General features: G+C 32.9%; 21 protein-coding genes. 7 read left to right on the forward strand and 14 right to left on the reverse strand.

What is annotated here, in order from left to right:
* Position 1: 1 nt before the first annotated feature.
* Genes coaE through ACP7AQ_RS03380 form a run of 3 tightly spaced genes read left to right on the forward strand, consistent with a single transcriptional unit; the run spans position 2 to position 2,961 of the window.
* Positions 2-598, forward strand: coding sequence for a dephospho-CoA kinase (gene coaE / locus ACP7AQ_RS03370; protein ID WP_426094404.1), 597 nt, complete (start codon positions 2-4; stop codon positions 596-598).
* Between the two features lie 59 nt (positions 599-657).
* Positions 658-2,241, forward strand: a complete 1,584-nt coding sequence (locus ACP7AQ_RS03375) for a sensor histidine kinase (RefSeq protein WP_426094405.1) — start codon at positions 658-660, stop codon at positions 2,239-2,241.
* 3 nt (positions 2,242-2,244) lie between these two features.
* Positions 2,245-2,961 carry a response regulator transcription factor gene (locus tag ACP7AQ_RS03380; RefSeq protein WP_091204557.1) on the forward strand — a complete coding sequence of 239 codons (717 nt, stop codon included), beginning with the start codon at positions 2,245-2,247 and terminating at the stop codon, positions 2,959-2,961.
* Between the two features lie 54 nt (positions 2,962-3,015).
* Here ACP7AQ_RS03380 and ACP7AQ_RS03385 read toward each other — a convergent pair whose 3' ends face one another.
* The 8 genes from ACP7AQ_RS03385 to ACP7AQ_RS03420 all read right to left on the reverse strand — a co-directional run bounded on the left by ACP7AQ_RS03385 (position 3,016) and on the right by ACP7AQ_RS03420 (position 11,094).
* Positions 3,016-3,756, reverse strand: coding sequence for an acyl-[acyl-carrier-protein] thioesterase (locus ACP7AQ_RS03385; RefSeq protein WP_426091708.1), 741 nt, complete (start codon positions 3,754-3,756; stop codon positions 3,016-3,018).
* Positions 3,757-3,801: 45 nt separating this feature from the next.
* Entirely contained in the window at positions 3,802-4,719 is a 918-nt protein-coding gene (gene miaA / locus ACP7AQ_RS03390) for a tRNA (adenosine(37)-N6)-dimethylallyltransferase MiaA (RefSeq protein ID WP_426094406.1), read from the reverse strand.
* A gap of 44 nt (positions 4,720-4,763) precedes the next feature.
* Entirely contained in the window at positions 4,764-5,708 is a 945-nt protein-coding gene (locus ACP7AQ_RS03395; protein WP_426094407.1) for an ion transporter, read from the reverse strand.
* Positions 5,709-5,732: 24 nt separating this feature from the next.
* Positions 5,733-7,094, reverse strand: a complete 1,362-nt coding sequence (locus ACP7AQ_RS03400; RefSeq protein ID WP_426094408.1) for an exonuclease domain-containing protein — start codon at positions 7,092-7,094, stop codon at positions 5,733-5,735.
* Between the two features lie 118 nt (positions 7,095-7,212).
* Entirely contained in the window at positions 7,213-7,866 is a 654-nt protein-coding gene (locus tag ACP7AQ_RS03405) for a YggS family pyridoxal phosphate-dependent enzyme (protein WP_426094409.1), read from the reverse strand.
* Positions 7,867-7,899: 33 nt separating this feature from the next.
* The gene (locus ACP7AQ_RS03410) at positions 7,900-9,120 is read right to left on the reverse strand and encodes a DUF1015 domain-containing protein (RefSeq protein ID WP_426094410.1); all 1,221 of its coding nucleotides are present in this window, start codon (positions 9,118-9,120) and stop codon (positions 7,900-7,902) included.
* A gap of 78 nt (positions 9,121-9,198) precedes the next feature.
* Positions 9,199-10,086: a 3-hydroxyacyl-CoA dehydrogenase family protein gene (locus tag ACP7AQ_RS03415; RefSeq protein WP_426094411.1), complete on the reverse strand. Its 888-nt coding sequence runs from the start codon at positions 10,084-10,086 to the stop codon at positions 9,199-9,201.
* A gap of 42 nt (positions 10,087-10,128) precedes the next feature.
* Complete coding sequence (locus ACP7AQ_RS03420; protein WP_426094412.1) at positions 10,129-11,094, reverse strand: Gfo/Idh/MocA family protein; 966 nt, start codon at positions 11,092-11,094, stop codon at positions 10,129-10,131.
* 144 nt (positions 11,095-11,238) lie between these two features.
* On the opposite strand from ACP7AQ_RS03420, the gene ACP7AQ_RS03425 reads away from it, so the two are divergent.
* Entirely contained in the window at positions 11,239-11,880 is a 642-nt protein-coding gene (locus ACP7AQ_RS03425; RefSeq protein ID WP_426091715.1) for a protein-L-isoaspartate(D-aspartate) O-methyltransferase, read from the forward strand.
* Positions 11,881-11,919: 39 nt separating this feature from the next.
* Here the strand turns inward: ACP7AQ_RS03425 and ACP7AQ_RS03430 are convergent, their stop codons facing one another.
* Together ACP7AQ_RS03430 and smpB are read right to left on the reverse strand one after the other, a co-directional pair.
* The gene (locus ACP7AQ_RS03430; RefSeq protein ID WP_426094413.1) at positions 11,920-12,969 is read right to left on the reverse strand and encodes a Fic family protein; all 1,050 of its coding nucleotides are present in this window, start codon (positions 12,967-12,969) and stop codon (positions 11,920-11,922) included.
* Between the two features lie 85 nt (positions 12,970-13,054).
* Positions 13,055-13,507, reverse strand: coding sequence for an SsrA-binding protein SmpB (gene smpB, locus ACP7AQ_RS03435; RefSeq protein ID WP_091204586.1), 453 nt, complete (start codon positions 13,505-13,507; stop codon positions 13,055-13,057).
* Between the two features lie 145 nt (positions 13,508-13,652).
* Here smpB and ACP7AQ_RS03440 point away from each other — a divergent pair, with 145 nt between their 5' ends.
* Positions 13,653-14,324 (forward strand): OmpW/AlkL family protein, encoded by a 672-nt coding sequence (locus ACP7AQ_RS03440; RefSeq protein ID WP_426094414.1) that lies wholly within the window; start codon positions 13,653-13,655, stop codon positions 14,322-14,324.
* Between the two features lie 105 nt (positions 14,325-14,429).
* Here ACP7AQ_RS03440 and ACP7AQ_RS03445 read toward each other — a convergent pair whose 3' ends face one another.
* Positions 14,430-14,915, reverse strand: a complete 486-nt coding sequence (locus ACP7AQ_RS03445) for a SixA phosphatase family protein (protein WP_426094415.1) — start codon at positions 14,913-14,915, stop codon at positions 14,430-14,432.
* A 49-nt stretch (positions 14,916-14,964) separates the two neighbouring features.
* Between ACP7AQ_RS03445 and ACP7AQ_RS03450 the strand changes: the two genes are divergently transcribed.
* A complete protein-coding gene (locus ACP7AQ_RS03450; RefSeq protein ID WP_426094416.1) occupies positions 14,965-15,195 on the forward strand; it encodes a VF530 family DNA-binding protein in 231 nt (76 codons plus the stop codon).
* Positions 15,196-15,202: 7 nt separating this feature from the next.
* Here the strand turns inward: ACP7AQ_RS03450 and ACP7AQ_RS03455 are convergent, their stop codons facing one another.
* The 3 genes from ACP7AQ_RS03455 to ACP7AQ_RS03465 form a co-directional block, all read right to left on the reverse strand.
* Positions 15,203-15,751, reverse strand: coding sequence for a DUF3575 domain-containing protein (locus tag ACP7AQ_RS03455; RefSeq protein ID WP_426094417.1), 549 nt, complete (start codon positions 15,749-15,751; stop codon positions 15,203-15,205).
* Between the two features lie 133 nt (positions 15,752-15,884).
* On the reverse strand, positions 15,885-16,433 hold the full coding sequence (locus tag ACP7AQ_RS03460) for a GNAT family N-acetyltransferase (protein WP_426094418.1): 549 nt from the start codon (positions 16,431-16,433) through the stop codon (positions 15,885-15,887).
* A 10-nt stretch (positions 16,434-16,443) separates the two neighbouring features.
* Positions 16,444-17,295 (reverse strand): aldose 1-epimerase family protein, encoded by an 852-nt coding sequence (locus ACP7AQ_RS03465; protein ID WP_426094419.1) that lies wholly within the window; start codon positions 17,293-17,295, stop codon positions 16,444-16,446.
* 171 nt (positions 17,296-17,466) lie between these two features.
* Here ACP7AQ_RS03465 and ACP7AQ_RS03470 point away from each other — a divergent pair, with 171 nt between their 5' ends.
* Positions 17,467-19,734 carry a M1 family metallopeptidase gene (locus ACP7AQ_RS03470; protein ID WP_426094420.1) on the forward strand — a complete coding sequence of 756 codons (2,268 nt, stop codon included), beginning with the start codon at positions 17,467-17,469 and terminating at the stop codon, positions 19,732-19,734.
* The last annotated feature ends 43 nt before the right edge of the window (positions 19,735-19,777 follow it).

The following is a 19,777-nucleotide window of genomic DNA, read 5'->3' on the forward strand; positions in this document are numbered from 1 at the left end:
CATGACAAAAATTATTGGTTTAACTGGCGGTATCGGAAGCGGAAAAACTACTATTGCAAAGTATTTTCAATCCTTTGGGATTCCAGTTTATATTGCTGATGATGAAGCGAAAAACATTATGCAATCTTCGGAAATTATTGCTACGATAAAAAATACATTTGGCGAAGCAATTTTTGAACACGGAACATTGAATAGAGAGAAACTGGCCAACATCGTATTTAATAAACCGGAAAAATTAGAATTACTTAACAATATTGTTCACCCTGCCGTAAAAAAGCATTTTGAACACTGGCTTTTGCAGTATAAAAAAAGTCATTATGTAATTTATGAAGCTGCTATTTTATTTGAAAGTGGAGGTTATAAAAACTGCGATTTTATTATAACTGTCGCAGCTCCAACAGATACAAGGATTCAACGTGTTGTCGAACGTGATAAAACCACTCGTGAACTTGTTTTAAAAAGGATAAATGCACAGTGGACAGATGAAAAACGAATCTCTAAAAGTGATTTTGTTATCGAAAATATTTCACTTGAAAATGCAAAACTGGAAGTGTATCGAATTCTTAAAATTTTAAAGATTAAACAAAAACATTCATAGGTGTTAATGTTTGGTTAATCTATTATTTAATATATTGTTAAAATACTAAATTTGTTTTGATGAATAAACTTTTTTTTAGAGTACTTGTTTTATTAATGAGCTTGTCCCTAATTGGGATTATTCTAGTTCAGGTGTATTGGTTTAATACCTCATTTAAAAATAATGACGAGCAATTTAAATTTCATGTTAAGCAAGTTATTGGCAGTGTGGCTGATAAGATTCAAAAACAGGAAGCGTATAACTTTTATGATAAAATAAATCACTATCGTGACAGCACGGGAAAAGTACCAAAAAAGGATGATATATTGGAATTTTATTACGTTCAAAAAAATCCAAGGACCAATAAGACAATAATATATTCAAATAGTATAATTTCTGAAGATTACAATATTTCACCTACGTTCTTTGATAAAAAATTTGATAGTGAAAAGTTTAAGAGCTTCAATTCTAAACGTGTTACAGAAGTTTACAACAATAATTCTATTGATAAATCCAACGTAACACAAAGCTTAATACCAGATATCAGGATTGAAAAAACTGGTAATTTAGATGTTTTAGATAATGCTTCTTTTGAGATATTTTATAAAGATTTTGCTTCTGTTTTACCAATTCAGGAAAGAGTTTCAAAAGAAACGCTGAATAAACTTATCAAAAAAGAATTAGAGGAATCTGGTGTTAATACGAAATTTGAATTTAGTATTTACAATAATAATTTGGCCACTAATGTAAAATCGAACGAATTTAAATACAATAAAGAAGCAACGTACTCCACTCCAATATTTTCTGATAATGAAGGGAATAGTAAGTACCAACTGTTAGTTACGTTTCCCCACAAAAAGAAATTTTTACTATCTGAATTGGTAAGTATAACGGTTCTTTCAATAATTTTTACATTAATTATTTTAATTGCGTATTCGAGCGCGTTAAATCAATTAATTCGCCAACGTCAGATTTCTGAAATCAAGAATGATTTTATCAATAACATGACACACGAGTTCAAAACTCCTATTGCTACGATAAACTTAGCTTTGGATGCCATCAGAAATCCAAAAATAATAGATGATAGAGAAAAGGTATTGCGATATCTGCAGATGATAAAAGATGAAAACAAGCGGATGCATGCACAAGTAGAAAATGTACTGCGCATCTCTAAATTAGAAAAGAAGGAATTAAATATCATCAAAGAATCACATAATATCCATGATATAATAAACGACGCGATTGAGCACGTGAATTTGATTCTGGAAGATAGAGAAGGTACAATTAAAAGTCATTTTGATGCTGTAAGAACCACAGTTTTGATTAATGATGTTCATTTTACCAATGTAATTGTAAATATTCTGGAGAATGCTATAAAATATTCTCCAAACGTTCCTGAAATTGAGATTTTTACTGAAAATATCAAGGACATGATTATTATCAAAGTAAAAGATAAAGGATTGGGAATGAGTAAAATTGCCCAAAAAAGAATTTTTGAAAAATTTTACAGAGAACATACTGGCGATATTCACAATGTCAAAGGACATGGTTTAGGTTTAGCGTATGTAAAAAGAATTGTTGACGACCATAACGGTCAAGTTTATGTAGAAAGTGAAAAGGGAAAAGGTAGTACCTTCATAATAAAATTACCATTAATAAATTAGAATATGGAAAATGTAAATAAAAAAATACTTCTAGTCGAAGATGACCTTAATTTTGGTGCAGTTTTAAAAGATTATTTAATGCTAAATGATTTTGATGTCACTTTAGCGAAAAATGGAATGGAAGGATTTGAAAAATTCAAGAAAGATACTTTTGATTTATGTATTCTTGATGTGATGATGCCATATAAAGATGGATATACATTAGCCAAAGAAATCAGAGAAAAAAACAATGAAGTGCCAATCATTTTCTTGACAGCAAAATCGATGAAAGAAGATGTGTTGAAAGGTTATAAAGCAGGTGCTGATGATTACTTGAATAAACCTTTTGATTCGGAAGTATTATTGATGAAAATAAAAGCCATAATTCAAAGAAAATCATCTGATACGAAAGCAGAGCAAGTACAATTTGAATTTAATATTGGTAAATTTCATTTGAATTCAAAACTTCGTTTTTTAACTTTTAATAATGAAGAACCAATAAAACTGTCTCCAAAAGAGAATGAATTATTGAAAATGTTAATTCTTTATGAAAATGATTTGATGCCAAGGGAATTAGCCTTGACAAAAATCTGGAGAGATGATAACTATTTTACTTCAAGAAGTATGGACGTGTACATCGCTAAGCTTCGAAAATATTTGAAACTGGACGAAGATGTGGAAATTTTAAACATCCACGGAGAAGGATTTAGATTAGTGGTTAAAAATAAAGTAGCAGAATAAATAGAAGCAAGCCTCAAGAAATTGAGGCTTTTTTTTAGAACAAAAAGACGTATTTTATTTCCAGTTCAATTGTAGAGCAAAACTCGTTTTGTCCTCTTTTGTGATACTAAAAACAGTTTCATTCTCTGCAATACTTTCGTGAATGATAACCTTATCATTTAGGGATAATTCTTTTAAAAAATTCATCTCAAAACTTTCAATTTTTTGATTTAGGATTAATTTTTCATCGACAAAATCCAAACACCATTCCAGATATTTGACATTATTGACATGATTTACAATATCTAAATCGGATAAAAAGACGTTTTTTTCGAAAACAATTTCTTTCTCATTATTGAAATTTATTTTGGAGAAACCATCTTTAGTAGCTCTTTTTTCGGGATATAATTCAAAATGTTCGAATGGCAATTTCAATCCTTCCGGCCGACGCTTTTTAGTATTAAAAACAGCCCAAAAAGTCTCAGAACCCACAATTTTTTCTCCATTTACATGCATTTCCAACGCACGAACGGAACGAGAATTTTCTAGGGAATTGATCCATGTTTTCACAGTTACTGTATCTCCCCATTTTGGTAATTTAGTGATTTCAACTCTCATTCGGCTTAATACCCAAGCTTGGTTAAATTCTTGCATGTCTGTAAAACTGATTCCGCCAACTTCGGAATGTGCAGCTGCTGTTAATTGCAAAATATTGCACAAATCAGTATATTTTAAAAATCCATTTGGCGCACATTGGGTGAAATTAATTTCCCAGTCTTTGCTTAAAACAGATGTGAAGTTAGGAGATATAGGCATGGAGAGAATTATGAATTATAAATTATTAATTTGGATTCTTTAGTTTTATTTTTTCGAATTGATGTAATCCACAATAGTTTCATACGGAGTTTCGAAATCAAACCATTTTGTATTTTCATTTCTTTTGAACCAAGTCAATTGGCGTTTTGAAAATCGTCTTGTGTTTTTCTTTATTTCTTCAATGGCAAATTCCAATGAAATTTCTCTGTCAAAATAACTGAATAATTCCCGGTAACCCACGGTTTGTAGCGCATTGAGTTCTTTGTTCGGAAACAACGTTTTGGCTTCAGCCAGAAGTCCTTCATTCATCATGATGTCAACGCGTTGATTGATTCGGCTATAAATTATCTTCCTGTCGGCTTCCAGACCAATTAAAATAGGAGTAAATTTTCTACTATTTTTTTTCTGGTTTAAAAAAGATGAATACGGTTTTCCAGAACCCAGACATACTTCTACAAAACGCATCATTCGTTGCGGGTTTTGCAATGTTTGAGGATTCTCAGCAGTCAAAGTTTTGTAATAATCGGGATCTATAACTTCGAGTTTTTGTTGCAAATATCCAATTCCCAGTTTCTCATAGTTTTTGTTTACTTCTGCACGTACTCCAGCATCTATTTCGGGAAATTCATCAAAACCTTTTAGAATTGCATCTACGTATAATCCGGAACCACCCACCAGAATTGCGAAATCATTGGTCAAAAATAGTTCGTCCAGTTTTACAATCGCTTCTTTTTCGAAATCCCCAACGGTGTAATTTTCGAATATAGATTTGTTTTGGATAAAATGGTGTTTTGCTGTAGCTAACTCAGATTTGTTGGGAACTGCTGTTCCAATAGTCATTTCCTTAAAAAACTGTCGGCTGTCACAGGAAATGATTTCACAATTGAAGTAATTTGCTAAAACAATGCTTAAGGAAGTTTTTCCTATAGCTGTAGGTCCGATGATAGTGATTAGGTATTTCATATTTTTTAGCCCAGATGGAAACGGAAACCCCGCAGTTATGGAAGTTAGTTTTTCTTGGTGTAAAAGAGCGACCGTAGGAAGCTCCTTTTATGCCTTAGAAAAACAATTGAAATAACGAGGAGTTGCAGTGTACAGCTGGAATTGCTTAAAATTAATAAATTATAGTTCTGCTCCGCAATGGAAACAGTATTTGGCATTAAATTCGTGGCCTTCGGTTCCGCAAACAGTGCATGGATTGATTTTTCTGCTCTTGATTTTTTACGGTTGCTGTTTGCAAATTCAGCCGAAACAATTCCTGTAGGCGAGGCTATTATTCCGTAACCCATAATCATTATTACCGACTCGATGGCTTGTCCCAATGTCGTTATGGGCGAAATATCTCCGTAGCTTACTGTTGTGAGCGTGACTATGGTCCCATAAATACTGGTTGGAGTACTACTGAATCCTCCTTCTTCTCCTTCGACATCATAAATTATGGAACCGATTATGTTACTGCTGATGAGCATAAAAAAGATAAAAATCAGTATTTTTCCCCTGCGGGCAATCAGCGCTTCTTTTAAGCGAGTGAACTGGCCGGAGAATATAGGATGCTTTGAAATTTTATATAAACGCAATAATCCGAGTGCTCTGCCGATCGTTAAAGTATTTTGTCCAACAAAAAATAACGAGAAATACAAGCGTAAAGTCGCTATTAAATCAATAGTGCCGTAAAAACTAAAGTTGTATTTGAGTGGTTTCTTTAGAGAAATAATTCGGAATAGGTGTTCGAAAGTGAAGAAAATTATAATAACCCACTCCAAAATAATAAGTTCTTTGTGGTATTTTGTGCCAAAACTTTTTAAAGTTTCCAGCATGACGATTACAATACTTACCAGAATTACTCGTAAAAGAACGAGATCAAATAATCGTCCGGAAGCTGGATTGGTTCCGTAAAGTACGACATTTGTCTTTTGCCTTAAAGGGTCGGAATTTGACCTTATTCTTTGCATATTTATTTAAGGATTGGTATGCGTTTAGAATTTCACAGTCTTTAACGTTTGGTTTTTTCGGATGTGTCCTTGAATAATATTTTTGGTGTCACGATTATTTTGCATCGGAATAATGATGTTCTTCAATATTTCGATATTGTTAATTTGATAGTTTAAATCATAGAAAGCGTAACCTTTGTAAATCCCGTTTTCTATCAAAACTGCTGAACGTTCGCTGATGGTTCTTCCTTTATCAATCAAAACCATATTTTGATTTTGGAATGTATTTTTATCTATAAAATTTTGTACTCTGGCATTATATTCTTCAGGAGAAACCTCGCCAATACAAGCACCGTCACACTCTTTTATACTGTATTGAAAACAGTTTGTTTTGGAATGATACAAACCGCTAAGTTTTTGACATAAATTGTAATGGGAAGTGATTCTGAACAACGCATTTTTTCCTTCTTGAATGGAAGTAAAAGAGGTAATTTCTTTTTTTCGGCCATCCGCTTTTTGAAGTTTTAAATTAATGTATCCCTTTTCATCTTTTTCCGCGTACAAAGCTAATTGAAAGATACTTTTTCGCTGTGCTCTGTTATATATGGGTTTATTGATTTTTATTTCTTCACTTTCTTTCAATAATGCAATCAATTCACTTCCGGTTTCATCATACGTTACCGTAAAAACTTCGGCTTGAATCTTTTTACATTTAGTGGAAGTTCCTGTAAAATGCTGGTTGATGCGTTTTTTTATATTTCGGCTTTTGCCAATGTAGACCAGGTTTCCTTTTTCATTATGAATGTAATAAACACCTGTTTTGGCAGGTAAGCCGGCAACAATATCTAGTAATTTTGGAGTAATTCCTTTTTCGATTTCCAGTTTTATAAAATCCTTTACAATTTCTTTTTCTAAATCTTTTTCCAAAAGGATTTTAAATAATTTCACAGTAGCCAAAGCATCACCGCTTGCTCTGTGGCGATCTGCCATTGGGATTCCAAGAGCACGAACGAGTTTCCCTAAACTATGAGATGGCTGTTCCGGTAATAATTTTTTTGATAATTCGACTGTGCAAATTGTTTTGGCTTCAAAATCATACCCTAATCGTCGGAATTCAGTTCTTAGAATTCTATAGTCAAAAGAGGCATTATGAGCCACAATGACACAATCATTTGTCATTTCGATGATGCGTTTAGCTACTTCGAAAAACTTGGGAGCAGATTGCAACATGGCATTGTTGATTCCCGTCAGTTTTACAACAAATGGCTGAATTGGGATTTCCGGATTTACCAAACTGATGAATTGATCTACTACTTCATGACCATCAAATTTGTAGATGGCGATTTCAGTGATTCCCTCTTCGTTAAATTGTCCTCCGGTGGTTTCTATGTCTAGTATTGCGTACAAAATAAGTATTCAGTGTTCAGTTTTTAGTATTCAGTTTTGAAGTAGAGATTTTTAAATCTGAAATGCTTCGCCAGTTCGCTACCGTTTGGGTCAATATTCGTTAATCTCAAATCAAAAATCAATTTCGTTCCCCAAAGATACTACTTCCTATTCGAACCATTGTGCTTCCGCATTCAATTGCGAGTTGATAATCGCCGGACATTCCCATCGAAAGAATGGTGAATTGTGAATTATTCATTTTGGACTGATCAAAAATAGATTTTAATTGATTAAATTCTTTTTTGACTTGTTCTTTATCATCTGTGAAAGTTGCCATTCCCATTAATCCAACGACTCGGATATTTTTTTGTTGCTGAAAGTCATCCGAAGATAGGAGTGAAACTAGTTCTTCCTTGTTAAGACCAAATTTAGTTTCCTCTTCAGCAATGTGAATTTGTAATAAGCAATCTATAATTCTGTTGTTTTTCTTAGCTTGTTTATTGATTTCCTCTAATAATTTGAAACTATCCACACCGTGAATCAAACTTACAAACGGCGCCATAAATTTTACCTTATTTGTCTGAACGTGACCTATCATGTGCCATTGAATGTCTTTTGGCATTTGTTCCCATTTCTCGGTCATTTCTTGGATTTTGTTTTCTCCAAAAATGCGTTGACCAACTTCGTACCCTTCCATTAAATTCGAAACAGGTTTGGTTTTCGAAACCGCAACTAAGATTACATTTTCTGGTAAAGTGGATTTTATTTGGAGTAAATTTGTTGCTATTGCCATTTTAATAGTATGATTTTAAAAGGTTATTGAAATCTAAAGTTCATATATAACCAATCCACTTCTGAATTTAGGTTCAATGTACGTACTTTTTGGAGGCATAATTAAATTGGAATCGGCTAATGCTTTTATTTCTCCAATGTTCGAAGGAAATAATATAAAACCGATTTCAAATTCTCCTTGATCTATTTTATTTTTTATTTCTAAAACGGATTGTTTTCCTGAAAGATATTCGATTCGTTCGTCGTTTCGTAAATCTTCAATGGCAAGTATCGGCAGCAACACTTTTTTGTATAAAATTTGTGTGTCTAAACTGTCCAAAGCAGTTAAGAAAACTTCATTTTCTTTTCGTAAAATTAAACTATAAAACTCATTGTGCAGGTACATTCCGAAATGATGCTTTTGAGAAGGGTGAAAAGGTTGCTGAAATTTATTTTCAAGAATAAAATCCTTTTCTAATTCTTTGATAAAATCTTCTTTCGTGAACCCGTTTAAATCTTTTACTAACCGATTGAATTCGTATATTTTGACATTATTTTCGGAAATTAAATAACTCAGAATGTGATTTTTTGCTGTATTTTCTGGATCATCATTTTCCTCAGATAATAATTTCAGCGCTTCGGTGCGATGGTGACCGTCCGCTATGTAAAGATTATCGGTCTTTTCAAATATATTTTGCAACCAATCGATTTCTAATGCGTCATGAATTTTCCACAGATAATGAATTTCTTTTTTCGTCGTTGAAAATTCAAAATCGGCTAATTTTTGGGTACAATTAAATATCCAATTTTCAATCGTTTTATTATCAGGATAGGTCATTAAAACAGGTTCGGTATTGAACTCTGAATATTTCATATATTCTTTTAATAATCGAACTCTGAACGCAATAATATCTTCGTGTTTTTTAATGATATTGTTGCAATAGTCTACGACACTTGTACCTACGATAATGCCGGTGAAAGCGTGTGTTTTAGTTACAATTTTATGAATATAAATTGCTGGTTTATTGTCTTTTATTAAAATAAGCTCATTTTTGAAATCCTCGTATTTTTGATGTACTTGTCGGTATCTTTTTTCAAAAGAAACAGTTTCAGGATTGGTATATGCAGGCTTTAGAATATGTAAAAAGGACAACGGATTAAAATCTAATTGTGCTGCTAATTCAGCATTTACATATTCTTCATAAGAACGACAAGTGACAAGACAAACCTTATCACGAGTGGGACGAACTGCTTTAAAAGGAACTATTTTAGCCATCTGATTTAGTTTATAGTCACAGTCGCAGTTTTCAGGTGATCGTACAACCTGAAAACTGCGACCGAAAAGGATGACTTTTTATATAAATTGTTTAGAAATTTTCTCAGCTTTTTTGCTTTCAGAATAATCGTAAAAACCTTCACCAGACTTTACACCCATTTTCCCTGCACGAACCATATTTACTAATAATGGGCAAGGCGCATATTTTGGATTTTTGAAGCCGTCATACATTACATTTAAAATTGCTAAACATACATCAAGACCAATAAAATCAGCAAGTTGTAAAGGTCCCATTGGGTGACCCATTCCAAGTTTCATAACAGTATCAATTTCATAAACACCGGCCACTTTATTATACAAGGTTTCGATAGCTTCATTAATCATGGGCATCAAAATTCTATTGGCAACAAAACCAGGATAATCGTTCACTTCAACGGGTGTTTTTCCTAATTTTCCTGAAAGATTCATGATGGTTTTAGTCACTTCGTCCGAAGTGTTATAACCACGAATAATTTCTACCAATTTCATAATTGGCACCGGATTCATAAAATGCATTCCGATAACACGTTCTGGATGTGCCACAACTGCTCCAATTTGAGTAATAGAAATAGAAGAAGTATTGGTTGCCAAAATCGTATTATGAGAACAAGCTTCGTTTAATTGCTTGAAGATATTTAATTTCAATTCTACATTTTCAGTTGCCGCTTCAACCACTAAATCTACACCTACAACACCATCTTTGATATCCGTGTAGGTTATAATATTGGTAATCGTATTAGCTTTGTCTTCTTGGGTAATACTGCCTTTTGCAATCATTCGATCTAAATTAGCGGCAATTGTTGCTATTCCTTTATCTAATGATTTTTCAGAAACATCTATTAATTTTACGGTAAAACCGCTTTGTGCAAAAGTATGGGCGATTCCATTCCCCATTGTTCCTGCTCCGATTACAGCTATTGTTTTCATTCTTATTTTGGATTAAAATATTTTAATTTTAGGATTTAAAGATTATTTTTTGAAACAATCAATAATTTGGTACGCTACTCTTAATGCTTCAGTTGCTTGTTCCAATGTCACAATGGGAGTAGTGTTATTATTTATGGCATCTGCAAATGATTCTAATTCATCAAGAATTGCGTTGTTTTGATATACATCTGGATTGGAGAAGTAGATTTGTTTTTTTACGCCTTCGGCATTTTGTAAAATGATATCAAAATCGCCAGGAATTTCCGGAGCATCTTTCATTTTTACCACTTCACATTTCTTTTCTAGGAAATCAACCGAGATGTAAGCGTCTTTTTGGAAAAAACGAGATTTACGCATGTTTTTCATCGAAATTCTGCTCGCCGTCAAATTGGCAACACAACCATTTTCGAATTCGATTCTCGCATTAGCAATATCCGGTGTATCACTGATAACTGAAACGCCACTGGCATTTATATTTTTTACTTTAGATTTTACAACACTTAAAATAGCATCAATATCATGAATCATCAAATCTAAAACTACAGGAACATCGGTTCCACGAGGATTAAATTCAGCAAGACGATGGGTTTCAATGAACATAGGGTTTTCAATCATGTTTTTGGTAGCTATGAATGCAGGATTAAAACGTTCCACATGCCCAACTTGACCTTTAACATTATATTCTTTTGCTAAAGCAATAATTTCTTCGGCTTCTTCCACCGTATTTGAAATGGGTTTTTCTATAAAAACATGCTTGCCGGATTTGATGGCTACTTTGGCACATTTGTAATGAGAAAGAGTTGGGGTAACAATGTCAATTACATCAACTGCATGAATAAGAGTTGCAATTGTGCTAAAATGTTTATAGCCAAATTCTTTGGAAAGCTTTTCGGCATTCTCTTGATTTGGGTCATAAAAACCGACTAATTCATATTTATCAGATTGTTGTAATAGTCGCAAATGTATTTTTCCCAGATGACCAGCACCTAATACTCCAATTTTCAGCATAATGATGTAATTTTTACAAAAATAAGAATAAAATGATTAATCTATTATTGATGCAGGACAATTCTTCAGTTAATTTAAATTTTAAAATCCAACATTTGATTTCAAAAATTGTTTTCTATTTTTACCAAAATAAAATAGTAAATTTTGCAAGACAAAGCCAAGCATCAAGGACTTAGAAATCAATTAGTAAGCGTTTTAGAGCAAAAAGGAATTACAGATAAAAATGTTTTGGATGCGATAAAAAAGATTCCGAGACATTTATTTTTGAATTCCAGTTTTGAAGACTTTGCGTATCAAGATAAAGCATTTCCTATCGGAGCTGGCCAAACGATATCACAACCGTACACTGTAGCTTTTCAATCTCAATTATTAGAAGTAAAAAAAGAACATAAAATTTTAGAAATAGGAACCGGCTCCGGATATCAAACGGCTGTTTTGTGTACTATGGGAGCAAAAGTATATAGTGTTGAAAGGCAAAACGAGTTATTCAAAAAAACATCTGCTCTGTTTCCAAAATTGAATATTCGTCCCAAACATCTTTCTTTTGGAGATGGTTATAAAGGATTGCCAAGCTACGCTCCTTTTGATAGCATAATTGTAACGGCAGGCGCTCCATTTATTCCCCAACCTCTGATGGCACAGCTAAAAATAGGAGGAAGGCTCGTTATTCCATTAGGCGAAGAGGTGCAAATAATGACTTTGCTAATCAGGAAAAATGAAACTCAATTCGAAAAGCATGAATTTGGAGAATTTCGATTCGTTCCTTTATTAGAAGATAAAAATTAAATAAAAAACACGTCGCGCTTAAATAGCGAAACGTGTTTTTTACTGACCGATAATATTTAAATACCGTTCTAAGCTTTCTTTTTCCATTTGAGCGATGAACAATAAAAAATCTTCTTTATTGTTTTTAGTTTGAGCCGTTTCTAATGTCTGATAATATTGCATTCTACTATCATAATCCCCTTTTATGTTAGCGATGATATAGCCATGTTGTAACAATATCAAGTTCATAACCAAGCGGGAAGTTCTGCCATTTCCATCAATAAATGGATGGATAGTGACTAATCGTTCGTGTATTTCGCCAGCCAAAACTATAGGATGAAGGATTAATTTATCGGTTTCATACCAAATAAAAAAGTCTTCCATTTCTTTGGCATTCAGAAAAGGTTGTGACGGCACATGGCTGCTTCCTTGAATCATCACCTGAACCTTCCTGTAGCGACCCGCATCTTCCGGATGAATCCCCCTCAAAATAAGATTATGAATAGACAGTATTTCGCGTTCATTTATGGAAGTATTTTTTTGCATCAAATCTTTGATGTATGCAATTGCTTCATGATGATTAATTACTTCAAGATGTTCCCGCATGCTTTTTCCTGAAATAGTTAAACCTTCGTTGATAACCAAATCAGTTTCTCGAAGCGTCATCGTGTTTCCCTCGATACGGTTACTTTCAAAAGTATATTCCAGCTCTAAAGCTTGTGCAATGCGATAACTTTCAAATTGACGAAGCCCATCTAGTTTTGTCTTCAAATTATCTACTTCGTCTAAGACTTTCTGCAGTGTAGTAGATAATTTTTTCTTTGCAGGTTTACTTTGATATCTAATCTCTTTTTCAGCCACGAGTAATGCTTTTAACGCAAACTCGTCATGACCAATTTCATGAATAATTTTTTCTTTAAGCCAGGCGACCATTATGGTTTCTAAATCGATTTCCAATAATGATGCTAGTTTTACAACCTGCTCTCTTGTTGGTTTTCTGGTCCCACTTTCAAATTTACTTATTAAGGCTTGATCAATTCTTAAAAGTTGCGCCACCTCCCTGGTTTTGAGTCCTTTTTGTTCTCTTGCATTTTTGAGTAATGTTTTCATTTCAAAGTGAATGTTTTAAATTGTCTTGACAAATTCAGTCATTTTTTTTAAATAAAAAAATTATTTAAATCAATTTAACCTTAACTTAAAATGATTTTTTGATTCGGTCCAGATCGCGTTTGGTATCCTGTTCTTTAAGAGATTCGCGCTTGTCATAAGTTTTTTTACCTTTACAAAGCCCTATTTGTAGTTTAGCCAATCCTTTTTCATTAGTAAACAATTTCAAAGGAACTATTGTTAATCCTTTGGCTTGAACACTTTTTAACAAACCTTTTAATTCCTTTTTCTTTAAAAGTAATTTCCGTTCGCTTCTGGCTTTGTGGTTGAATTGATTTCCAAAAGTGTATTCTTCGATATATGTGTTTATGGCAAAAAGTTCATTATTGCTAAATTCACAAAAACTCTCTGTTATGTTTGCTTTTCCTAGTCGAATGGATTTGATTTCGGTACCAGCCAAAACAATTCCAGCATTAAATGTTTCGATAATTTCATAGTCGAATCTGGCTCTCTTATTGAATATATTTATTGTTTTTAGCATAGACTGCAAATGTATAATAAAATTGAAAATTTATTTAGTACTAAGCCCTAAAATAAGTGTAAATAATTTTCAAACTATGATTTATATCAGTTAAAAATGAAAGGCTCAAACATACATTTGTTTAACAATTTAAACTAAAGTTAAAATGAAAAAAATTATCTTAGCCTTTATGGCGGTGTCTTTTTTGACATTAAATGCACAAGCCCAAGAACAAAATAATACTCAGGATTTTAAAAAATGGCAGGCTCGAATCAGGGGAATTGCGGTTATACCATATGAAAGTGCCAAAATCGGAATTATTGGAGGTGATGTCTCTCTTTCAAACACATTTGTTCCGGAACTGGACTTTACTTATTTTTTCACAAAGCATTTTGCAGCCGAGTTAATTTTGGGAACTACCAAGCACGATGTCAATACTGTCGGCTCCGATATTTCTGCTATTGGAGGACCAACTAATGTCAACATAGATTTAGGAAATGTTTGGTTATTGCCTCCAACATTAACATTGCAATACCATTTTACACCTTTTGAAGAAAAAGTATTTAAACCTTATGTTGGTGCTGGTGTCAACTATACTATTTTTTACAATGTAGAGGATGGAAATACAATTAAAAATGTTAGTTATAAAAACAATGTCGCTTATGCTTTCCAAGTTGGTTTTGATTTAATGTTGAACGACACTTTTTTTATCAATGTTGATGCTAAAAAATTATTTCTAAAAACCGACGTAACTGTTGATGCTTCAAATGTAGCAACAGGGCTAAGTATTCCTGCGGATGTAACTATAAATCCATTAATTTTAGGAATGGGAGTATGAATGAAATTTTAAAAAAAAACTGTTAAAAAAGCACGATAATATAAAAAGTAACTATCATTCGACAGTGACTTTTTTTTATTTTCACTTTATTTTTAGGGAGTGTTTTTATTCAAATTTTAATAATTGATAAGAAATTATATTATCTACTACGGTTACCATATATAGATTCCCAAAAGTTCCATCCTCGATATCTGCGTATATTTTTTGATTAATAATCTGATTGACAAATGTTGGTGTGGTATTGCTATGTCCTACGATTAAAACTTTTTTTCCTAAAGTTTCTTTTTTGAATGATTCAATGTTTAGGGTTTTAGGATTATACAATTTTATTTGAATCTTCTTCGCTGTAGCGGTAGGACTTGCGGTTTGTGTAGTTCTTTTATAATCCGTTGAATATATTTTATCAAAACTAATTTCTGAAAATATTTTGTTCCAAAGTTCCGCTCTTTTCAACCCTTTTTCAGATAGATCAGGATTTTGAGAATTATCGACTTTTTCAGCATGTCGAATGAAGTAATAAGTAGTTGTGCTTTGTTGTCCAAAACTGATATTTAAAATTAATAGTGCAAGTAGTAATAGAATTTTTTTCATTTGAATGAATTTAAAAAATTAGTATTTCACGATTTTATATATTTGCTAAATGGAAAATTTAAAATCGAAAGATCCGCTTCACGGAATCACACTTCAAACGATAGTTGAACAATTAGTAGCTCATTATGGATTTGATACTTTGGGAGAACTGATTAAAATAAAATGTTTTACGGACAATGCCAGTGTAAAATCCAGTCTGACTTTTTTACGAAAAACGGATTGGGCAAGAAAACAAGTGGAAGATTTATACTTAAAATCAGTCAGTAAATTTACAAAATAAAAGGTGATTATAATTTGTAAGAAACCATTACGCCACCTCTATATGGGAACCATTCGCCGCTTTTGTTATATTTCTTTGCTTTGTCGTATCGTTCTCCGGTAGTTAAATCATAACCTTTGTAAAATCCTTGATGCCAGCCGCCACCTAAGAAACAGTCTAACATGAATTTATCATTTATTTTAACCCTGTAACCGATGGTTGCGCCTATAAAATAACCCACTCCTTTTTCATACAAATTAGTATTTAAATAATTCCATTTTTGAAAATTAAAGATACTCGCGCCAATGTGCGCGCCTGCATAAAATCCATTGTATTTTTCTTGAAAATGATATCTGTATTCGGGTGTGAAAGTATAAAATTCTCTGGGTTTGCCGTTTATTGATTTCCAAAAAGAGGCAAGAGCATCAAAGTGTAACGTCGATTTTTTTCCGATACTGGTTTCAATACCCACGTTTGGAATTGTCAACAATGTAGTAAAAGCATTAACTTTTACATACGTTTGCGCTTGCAGTAAGATTGAGAAGAGCAGGAAAAAAACAATAAATAATTTTTTCATAAAAAGAGTTTTTTAACACTTAAAATCAATTAAATACAAATTCTGAGTATTACAAATGTAGTATTAATAATTCAAATTTTCTTGTTGAAATTAATTAAACGTCCTAAATTATTTTAGTCATACAACACAAGTACTATCTATTCCACGTAGAATAAATTACTGTATCCAAAAATCGCCCTTCATAAAATTTATTTTCTTTTAAATGCGCTTCCTTAATAAAACCGTTTTTTTCTAAAACTTTTGCAGAAGCATGATTATCAGGGTCAATTACAGCCTCTAACGAATGCAATTTCATAACAGTAAATCCATAGTTTACGGCTTCTTTTACTGCTTCAGAAACAATTCCTTTTCCATGAAATTCAGGCAATAACATGTACCCAATCTCGGCGCGATAATTTTCCGATTTTATTCTGTGGTGTCCAATAACTCCAACGAGTTTGGGGTTGCCTTTCAGCGTAATAGCCCAATTTATACCTTCATTACTATCTATTTTACTGTCAATCATAGCAATGTGTTCCAAGGCATCTTCATCCGTTTTTACTAAAGGTCTTGGAATATATTTCATGGTTTCGGGATTAGATCGCAATGCAAAAATCTCCTTTATATCATTAGAATCTACTCTTCTTAAAAGTAAGCGTTCGGTTTCTAAATTTGGAAATGGACTGAAGTTTATAGTTAACATATTTTAGGAATTAAAGGATTTCAATACTGAATTTTGAATGGAAAGTTGCATTTGATTCTAAAATTTGAATGCCTTCTTTTTCGAATAGACTTCCGTAATTTTCAGTGGTATCCGCATAACCAAACCAAGGTTCAATACAAATAAAAGGAGCATTCTTTTTGGTCCAAATTCCTAAACTCGGAAAATCCTCAAAGTGTACTCTTAAAATTGGATTTTCATTTTCTAAAATCGTCAGCGATTTGGATTTGATTGTTTTAAAAATCAATGCGTCGTCTTCAAATAATTCATAATTCAGAGGAATCTTTTTATCGTGAACTTCTAATTTCTTGGTTTTATTTGAAATTAAATCATTCTGTAAAAGATAATATTCCAACGATTCATCTTTTTCAAAAGTAATAACATAATTTTCAAATTGATTTGGCAAAGCAAAAGCAGGATGTGCTCCAATGGAAAACGGCATCGCAATTTTTCCTTTATTTATTACTTTATAGATTATTGATAAATTATTCTCTGGTAATGTGTAAATGATTTGTAATTCAAATTCAAAAGGATACACTTTTACTGTTTCTGCAGAGGATTGTAGGGAGAAAGTAGCGCTATTTTCGGTTGCATTAATTAATTCAAACTCCATGTCTCTGGCAAAACCGTGTCGCGATAAATGATATTCTATTTCATTATGATGAAAGGAATTATTTTTTAATGTACCAACAATTGGAAACAAAACAGGAGAGTGCTTGCCCCAAAATTCTGGATTTCCTTCCCAAATATATTCTTTATTCAGATTTGTTTTTAAGGAAATTAATTCGGCACCAAAATGTTTGATTTCAGCCGTGAGAATTGAATTTTTTATTATGGTTGTCAAAATTGTTCGTCTTTGATTTAAAAATTGCTTTTCTATGGTAAATGTATTTTATAATTTTTAATTCTAATTCAATTTAAGGTTGATTTTATATATTTAAAATGGAATCATTTCTTTCCAAATAGCTTAAAATTCTCTTTTTTTTCCTTAATTTGTGATATAAAATACAAGAATATGAAAAACATTCGTTTCGGAGTCATATTACATTTGACTTTATTATTGGGAGTTACGTCCATTTGGGCGCAACAAACTCCAGCAAGTACAATTGGTAGCGCTGTTTCTAAGTACGATTACCATGATGCTTTTGCTCCGTTTTTTTACTCCAATAATGGAACAAGTACACGATCTGCAAGTGGCCAGCCCGGAGCTGAATACTGGCAAAATAGTGCCGATTATAAATTAACGGCAAAACTGGACGAAAAAAGCAATGAAATTTCCGGAACAGGAATTATAACCTACACAAATAATAGTCCGGATAAAATGGCTTTTGTTTGGATGAACTTAGACCAAAATTTATTCAAAGCTGATTCTCGTGGAAATGCAGTTGTACCTATGACAGGAAGCCGAAATGGGGCTCAAGGCCAAATTTTTGATGGCGGTCATAAAATAAAATCGGTGAAAGTAATAACTACTTTAAAAGGAGTTTCTACTGAAAAAGAAGCTAAGTACGTCATTACGGATACTAGAATGCAGGTTTTTCTTCCGCAAGGATTAAATGCTAAAGGAGGTTCTGTTAAAATCAAAATCGACTTTTCCTTTATCGCGCCTTTTGAAGGCTCGGATAGAATGGGAATTTTGGAAACTAAAAACGGTAAGATTTTCACCATCGCGCAATGGTATCCACGCATGTGTGTTTATGACGATGTGCGCGGTTGGAATACAAATCCGTATTTGGGAGCTTCGGAATTTTATTTAGAATATGGTGATTTTGATGTCAGTATTACAGCGCCATCAAATCATATTGTGGTTGCTTCCGGCGAATTGTTAAATTCTACAACAGTTTATTCTACTGTGGAGCAAAGCAGATTAGCACAAGCAAAACAAAGTGATAAAACAGTTTTTATCCGTACTGCGGCTGAAGTTGAAAATTCATCGAAAATGGTTACAGAAACTACTAAAACGTGGAATTATAAAATTAAAAATGCTCGAGATTTTTCTTGGTCTTCGTCCGCGGCATTTATTTTAGACGCGGCAAAGATAAATTTGCCAAGTGGTAAAAAATCATTGGCAATCTCAGCTTATCCTATCGAAAGTGCTGGTGAAGCAGCATGGGGACGTTCAACAGAATATACGAAAGCTACCATAGAGAATTATTCTAAAAGATGGTTGGAATATCCATATCCTGCAGCTACCAACGTTGCCGGTAATGAAGGCGGAATGGAATATCCAGGAATTGTTTTTTGTAGTTGGGAGTCAAAAGGAGCTGATTTATGGGGTGTTACAGATCATGAATTTGGACACATTTGGTTTCCTATGATTGTTGGGTCAAATGAAAGAATGTTTGCTTGGATGGATGAAGGTTTCAATACTTTTATTAATTCATTGAGCTCCATAGATTTTAATAATGGCGAATATAAAGACAAGCCCGCCGATATGCATCAAAGAGCTGAAGCATATACAAGTCCGAATCTTGAAACGATAATGAGTTCTCCGGATAATATGAAAGAAAGCAATATTGGTCTTTTAGCTTATTCAAAACCAAGTTCGGGATTAGTGATTTTGCGAGAACAAGTATTGGGACCGGAACGTTTTGATTTAGCATTGAAAACTTATGTAGAGCGCTGGGCATACAAACATCCGCAACCAGACGATTTTTTCAGAACAATTGAAAATGTTGCAGGAGAAGATTTAAGTTGGTTTTGGAGAGGTTGGTTCCAATACAATTGGCGTTTAGACCAAGGAATAAATTCGATAAAATATGTAAAAAACGATCCTAAGAAAGGCGTTATAATTTCGATAGAAAATTTTGAAAAAATGGCAATGCCGGTAAGTTTAGACGTGAAATCGAAAAGCGGAAAAATAACTCGTGTAAAATTACCGGTTGAAGTGTGGCAAAAAAACAAAGCGTGGTCATTCAAACATAATTCGACGGAGGAAATTGAGAGTATCACGCTAGATCCGGATCATGTTTTACCAGACAGTAATGAAGGAAATAACATTTGGACAGCAGCTACAGGTTTGATTGAAAAAGATGTAATTCTGGATGGTTATTTAGGAACATATTCTACTAAAATGGCACCTTTAAAAATTACTTTTTCAGAAAAAAATGGTGCGTTAAATGTTTTGATACCGAATTATCCAAGTTTCACAGTGGAACCTACAGGGAAAAATAGTTTCGAATCGAAGCAAGCGGGACTTAAATTTCAATTTGATGACAATCTGAACGGATTTGATATGACTGTTCCCGAAGGACAAAAAATACCGTTTACCAGAGACAAATAGTATTTTGGTTTGTTAAAAATAAAAAAGACTTGTAGCAATTAGA

Origin of the sequence: Flavobacterium sp. DSR2-3-3 (genome assembly GCF_049896585.1) — a bacterium.
Taxonomy (GTDB): Bacteria; Bacteroidota; Bacteroidia; order Flavobacteriales; family Flavobacteriaceae; genus Flavobacterium.

Bases quoted from the DNA above. Each gene is read 5' to 3' on its own strand.
- ACP7AQ_RS03385 (WP_426091708.1), bottom strand. From the start codon at position 3,756: ATGCCTATATCTCCTAACTTCACATCTGTTTTAAGCAAAGACTGGGAA.
- ACP7AQ_RS03380 (WP_091204557.1), top strand. From the start codon at position 2,245: ATGGAAAATGTAAATAAAAAAATACTTCTAGTCGAAGATGACCTTAAT.
- ACP7AQ_RS03445 (WP_426094415.1), bottom strand. From the start codon at position 14,915: ATGAAAAAAATTCTATTACTACTTGCACTATTAATTTTAAATATCAGT.
- ACP7AQ_RS03440 (WP_426094414.1), top strand. From the start codon at position 13,653: ATGAAAAAAATTATCTTAGCCTTTATGGCGGTGTCTTTTTTGACATTA.
- ACP7AQ_RS03405 (WP_426094409.1), bottom strand. From the start codon at position 7,866: ATGGCAATAGCAACAAATTTACTCCAAATAAAATCCACTTTACCAGAA.
- ACP7AQ_RS03455 (WP_426094417.1), bottom strand. From the start codon at position 15,751: ATGAAAAAATTATTTATTGTTTTTTTCCTGCTCTTCTCAATCTTACTG.
- ACP7AQ_RS03420 (WP_426094412.1), bottom strand. From the start codon at position 11,094: ATGCTGAAAATTGGAGTATTAGGTGCTGGTCATCTGGGAAAAATACAT.
- miaA (WP_426094406.1), bottom strand. From the start codon at position 4,719: ATGAAATACCTAATCACTATCATCGGACCTACAGCTATAGGAAAAACT.
- ACP7AQ_RS03450 (WP_426094416.1), top strand. From the start codon at position 14,965: ATGGAAAATTTAAAATCGAAAGATCCGCTTCACGGAATCACACTTCAA.
- ACP7AQ_RS03410 (WP_426094410.1), bottom strand. From the start codon at position 9,120: ATGGCTAAAATAGTTCCTTTTAAAGCAGTTCGTCCCACTCGTGATAAG.
- ACP7AQ_RS03460 (WP_426094418.1), bottom strand. From the start codon at position 16,433: ATGTTAACTATAAACTTCAGTCCATTTCCAAATTTAGAAACCGAACGC.
- coaE (WP_426094404.1), top strand. From the start codon at position 2: ATGACAAAAATTATTGGTTTAACTGGCGGTATCGGAAGCGGAAAAACT.
- ACP7AQ_RS03395 (WP_426094407.1), bottom strand. From the start codon at position 5,708: ATGCAAAGAATAAGGTCAAATTCCGACCCTTTAAGGCAAAAGACAAAT.
- smpB (WP_091204586.1), bottom strand. From the start codon at position 13,507: ATGCTAAAAACAATAAATATATTCAATAAGAGAGCCAGATTCGACTAT.
- ACP7AQ_RS03470 (WP_426094420.1), top strand. From the start codon at position 17,467: ATGAAAAACATTCGTTTCGGAGTCATATTACATTTGACTTTATTATTG.
- ACP7AQ_RS03430 (WP_426094413.1), bottom strand. From the start codon at position 12,969: ATGAAAACATTACTCAAAAATGCAAGAGAACAAAAAGGACTCAAAACC.
- ACP7AQ_RS03375 (WP_426094405.1), top strand. From the start codon at position 658: ATGAATAAACTTTTTTTTAGAGTACTTGTTTTATTAATGAGCTTGTCC.
- ACP7AQ_RS03415 (WP_426094411.1), bottom strand. From the start codon at position 10,086: ATGAAAACAATAGCTGTAATCGGAGCAGGAACAATGGGGAATGGAATC.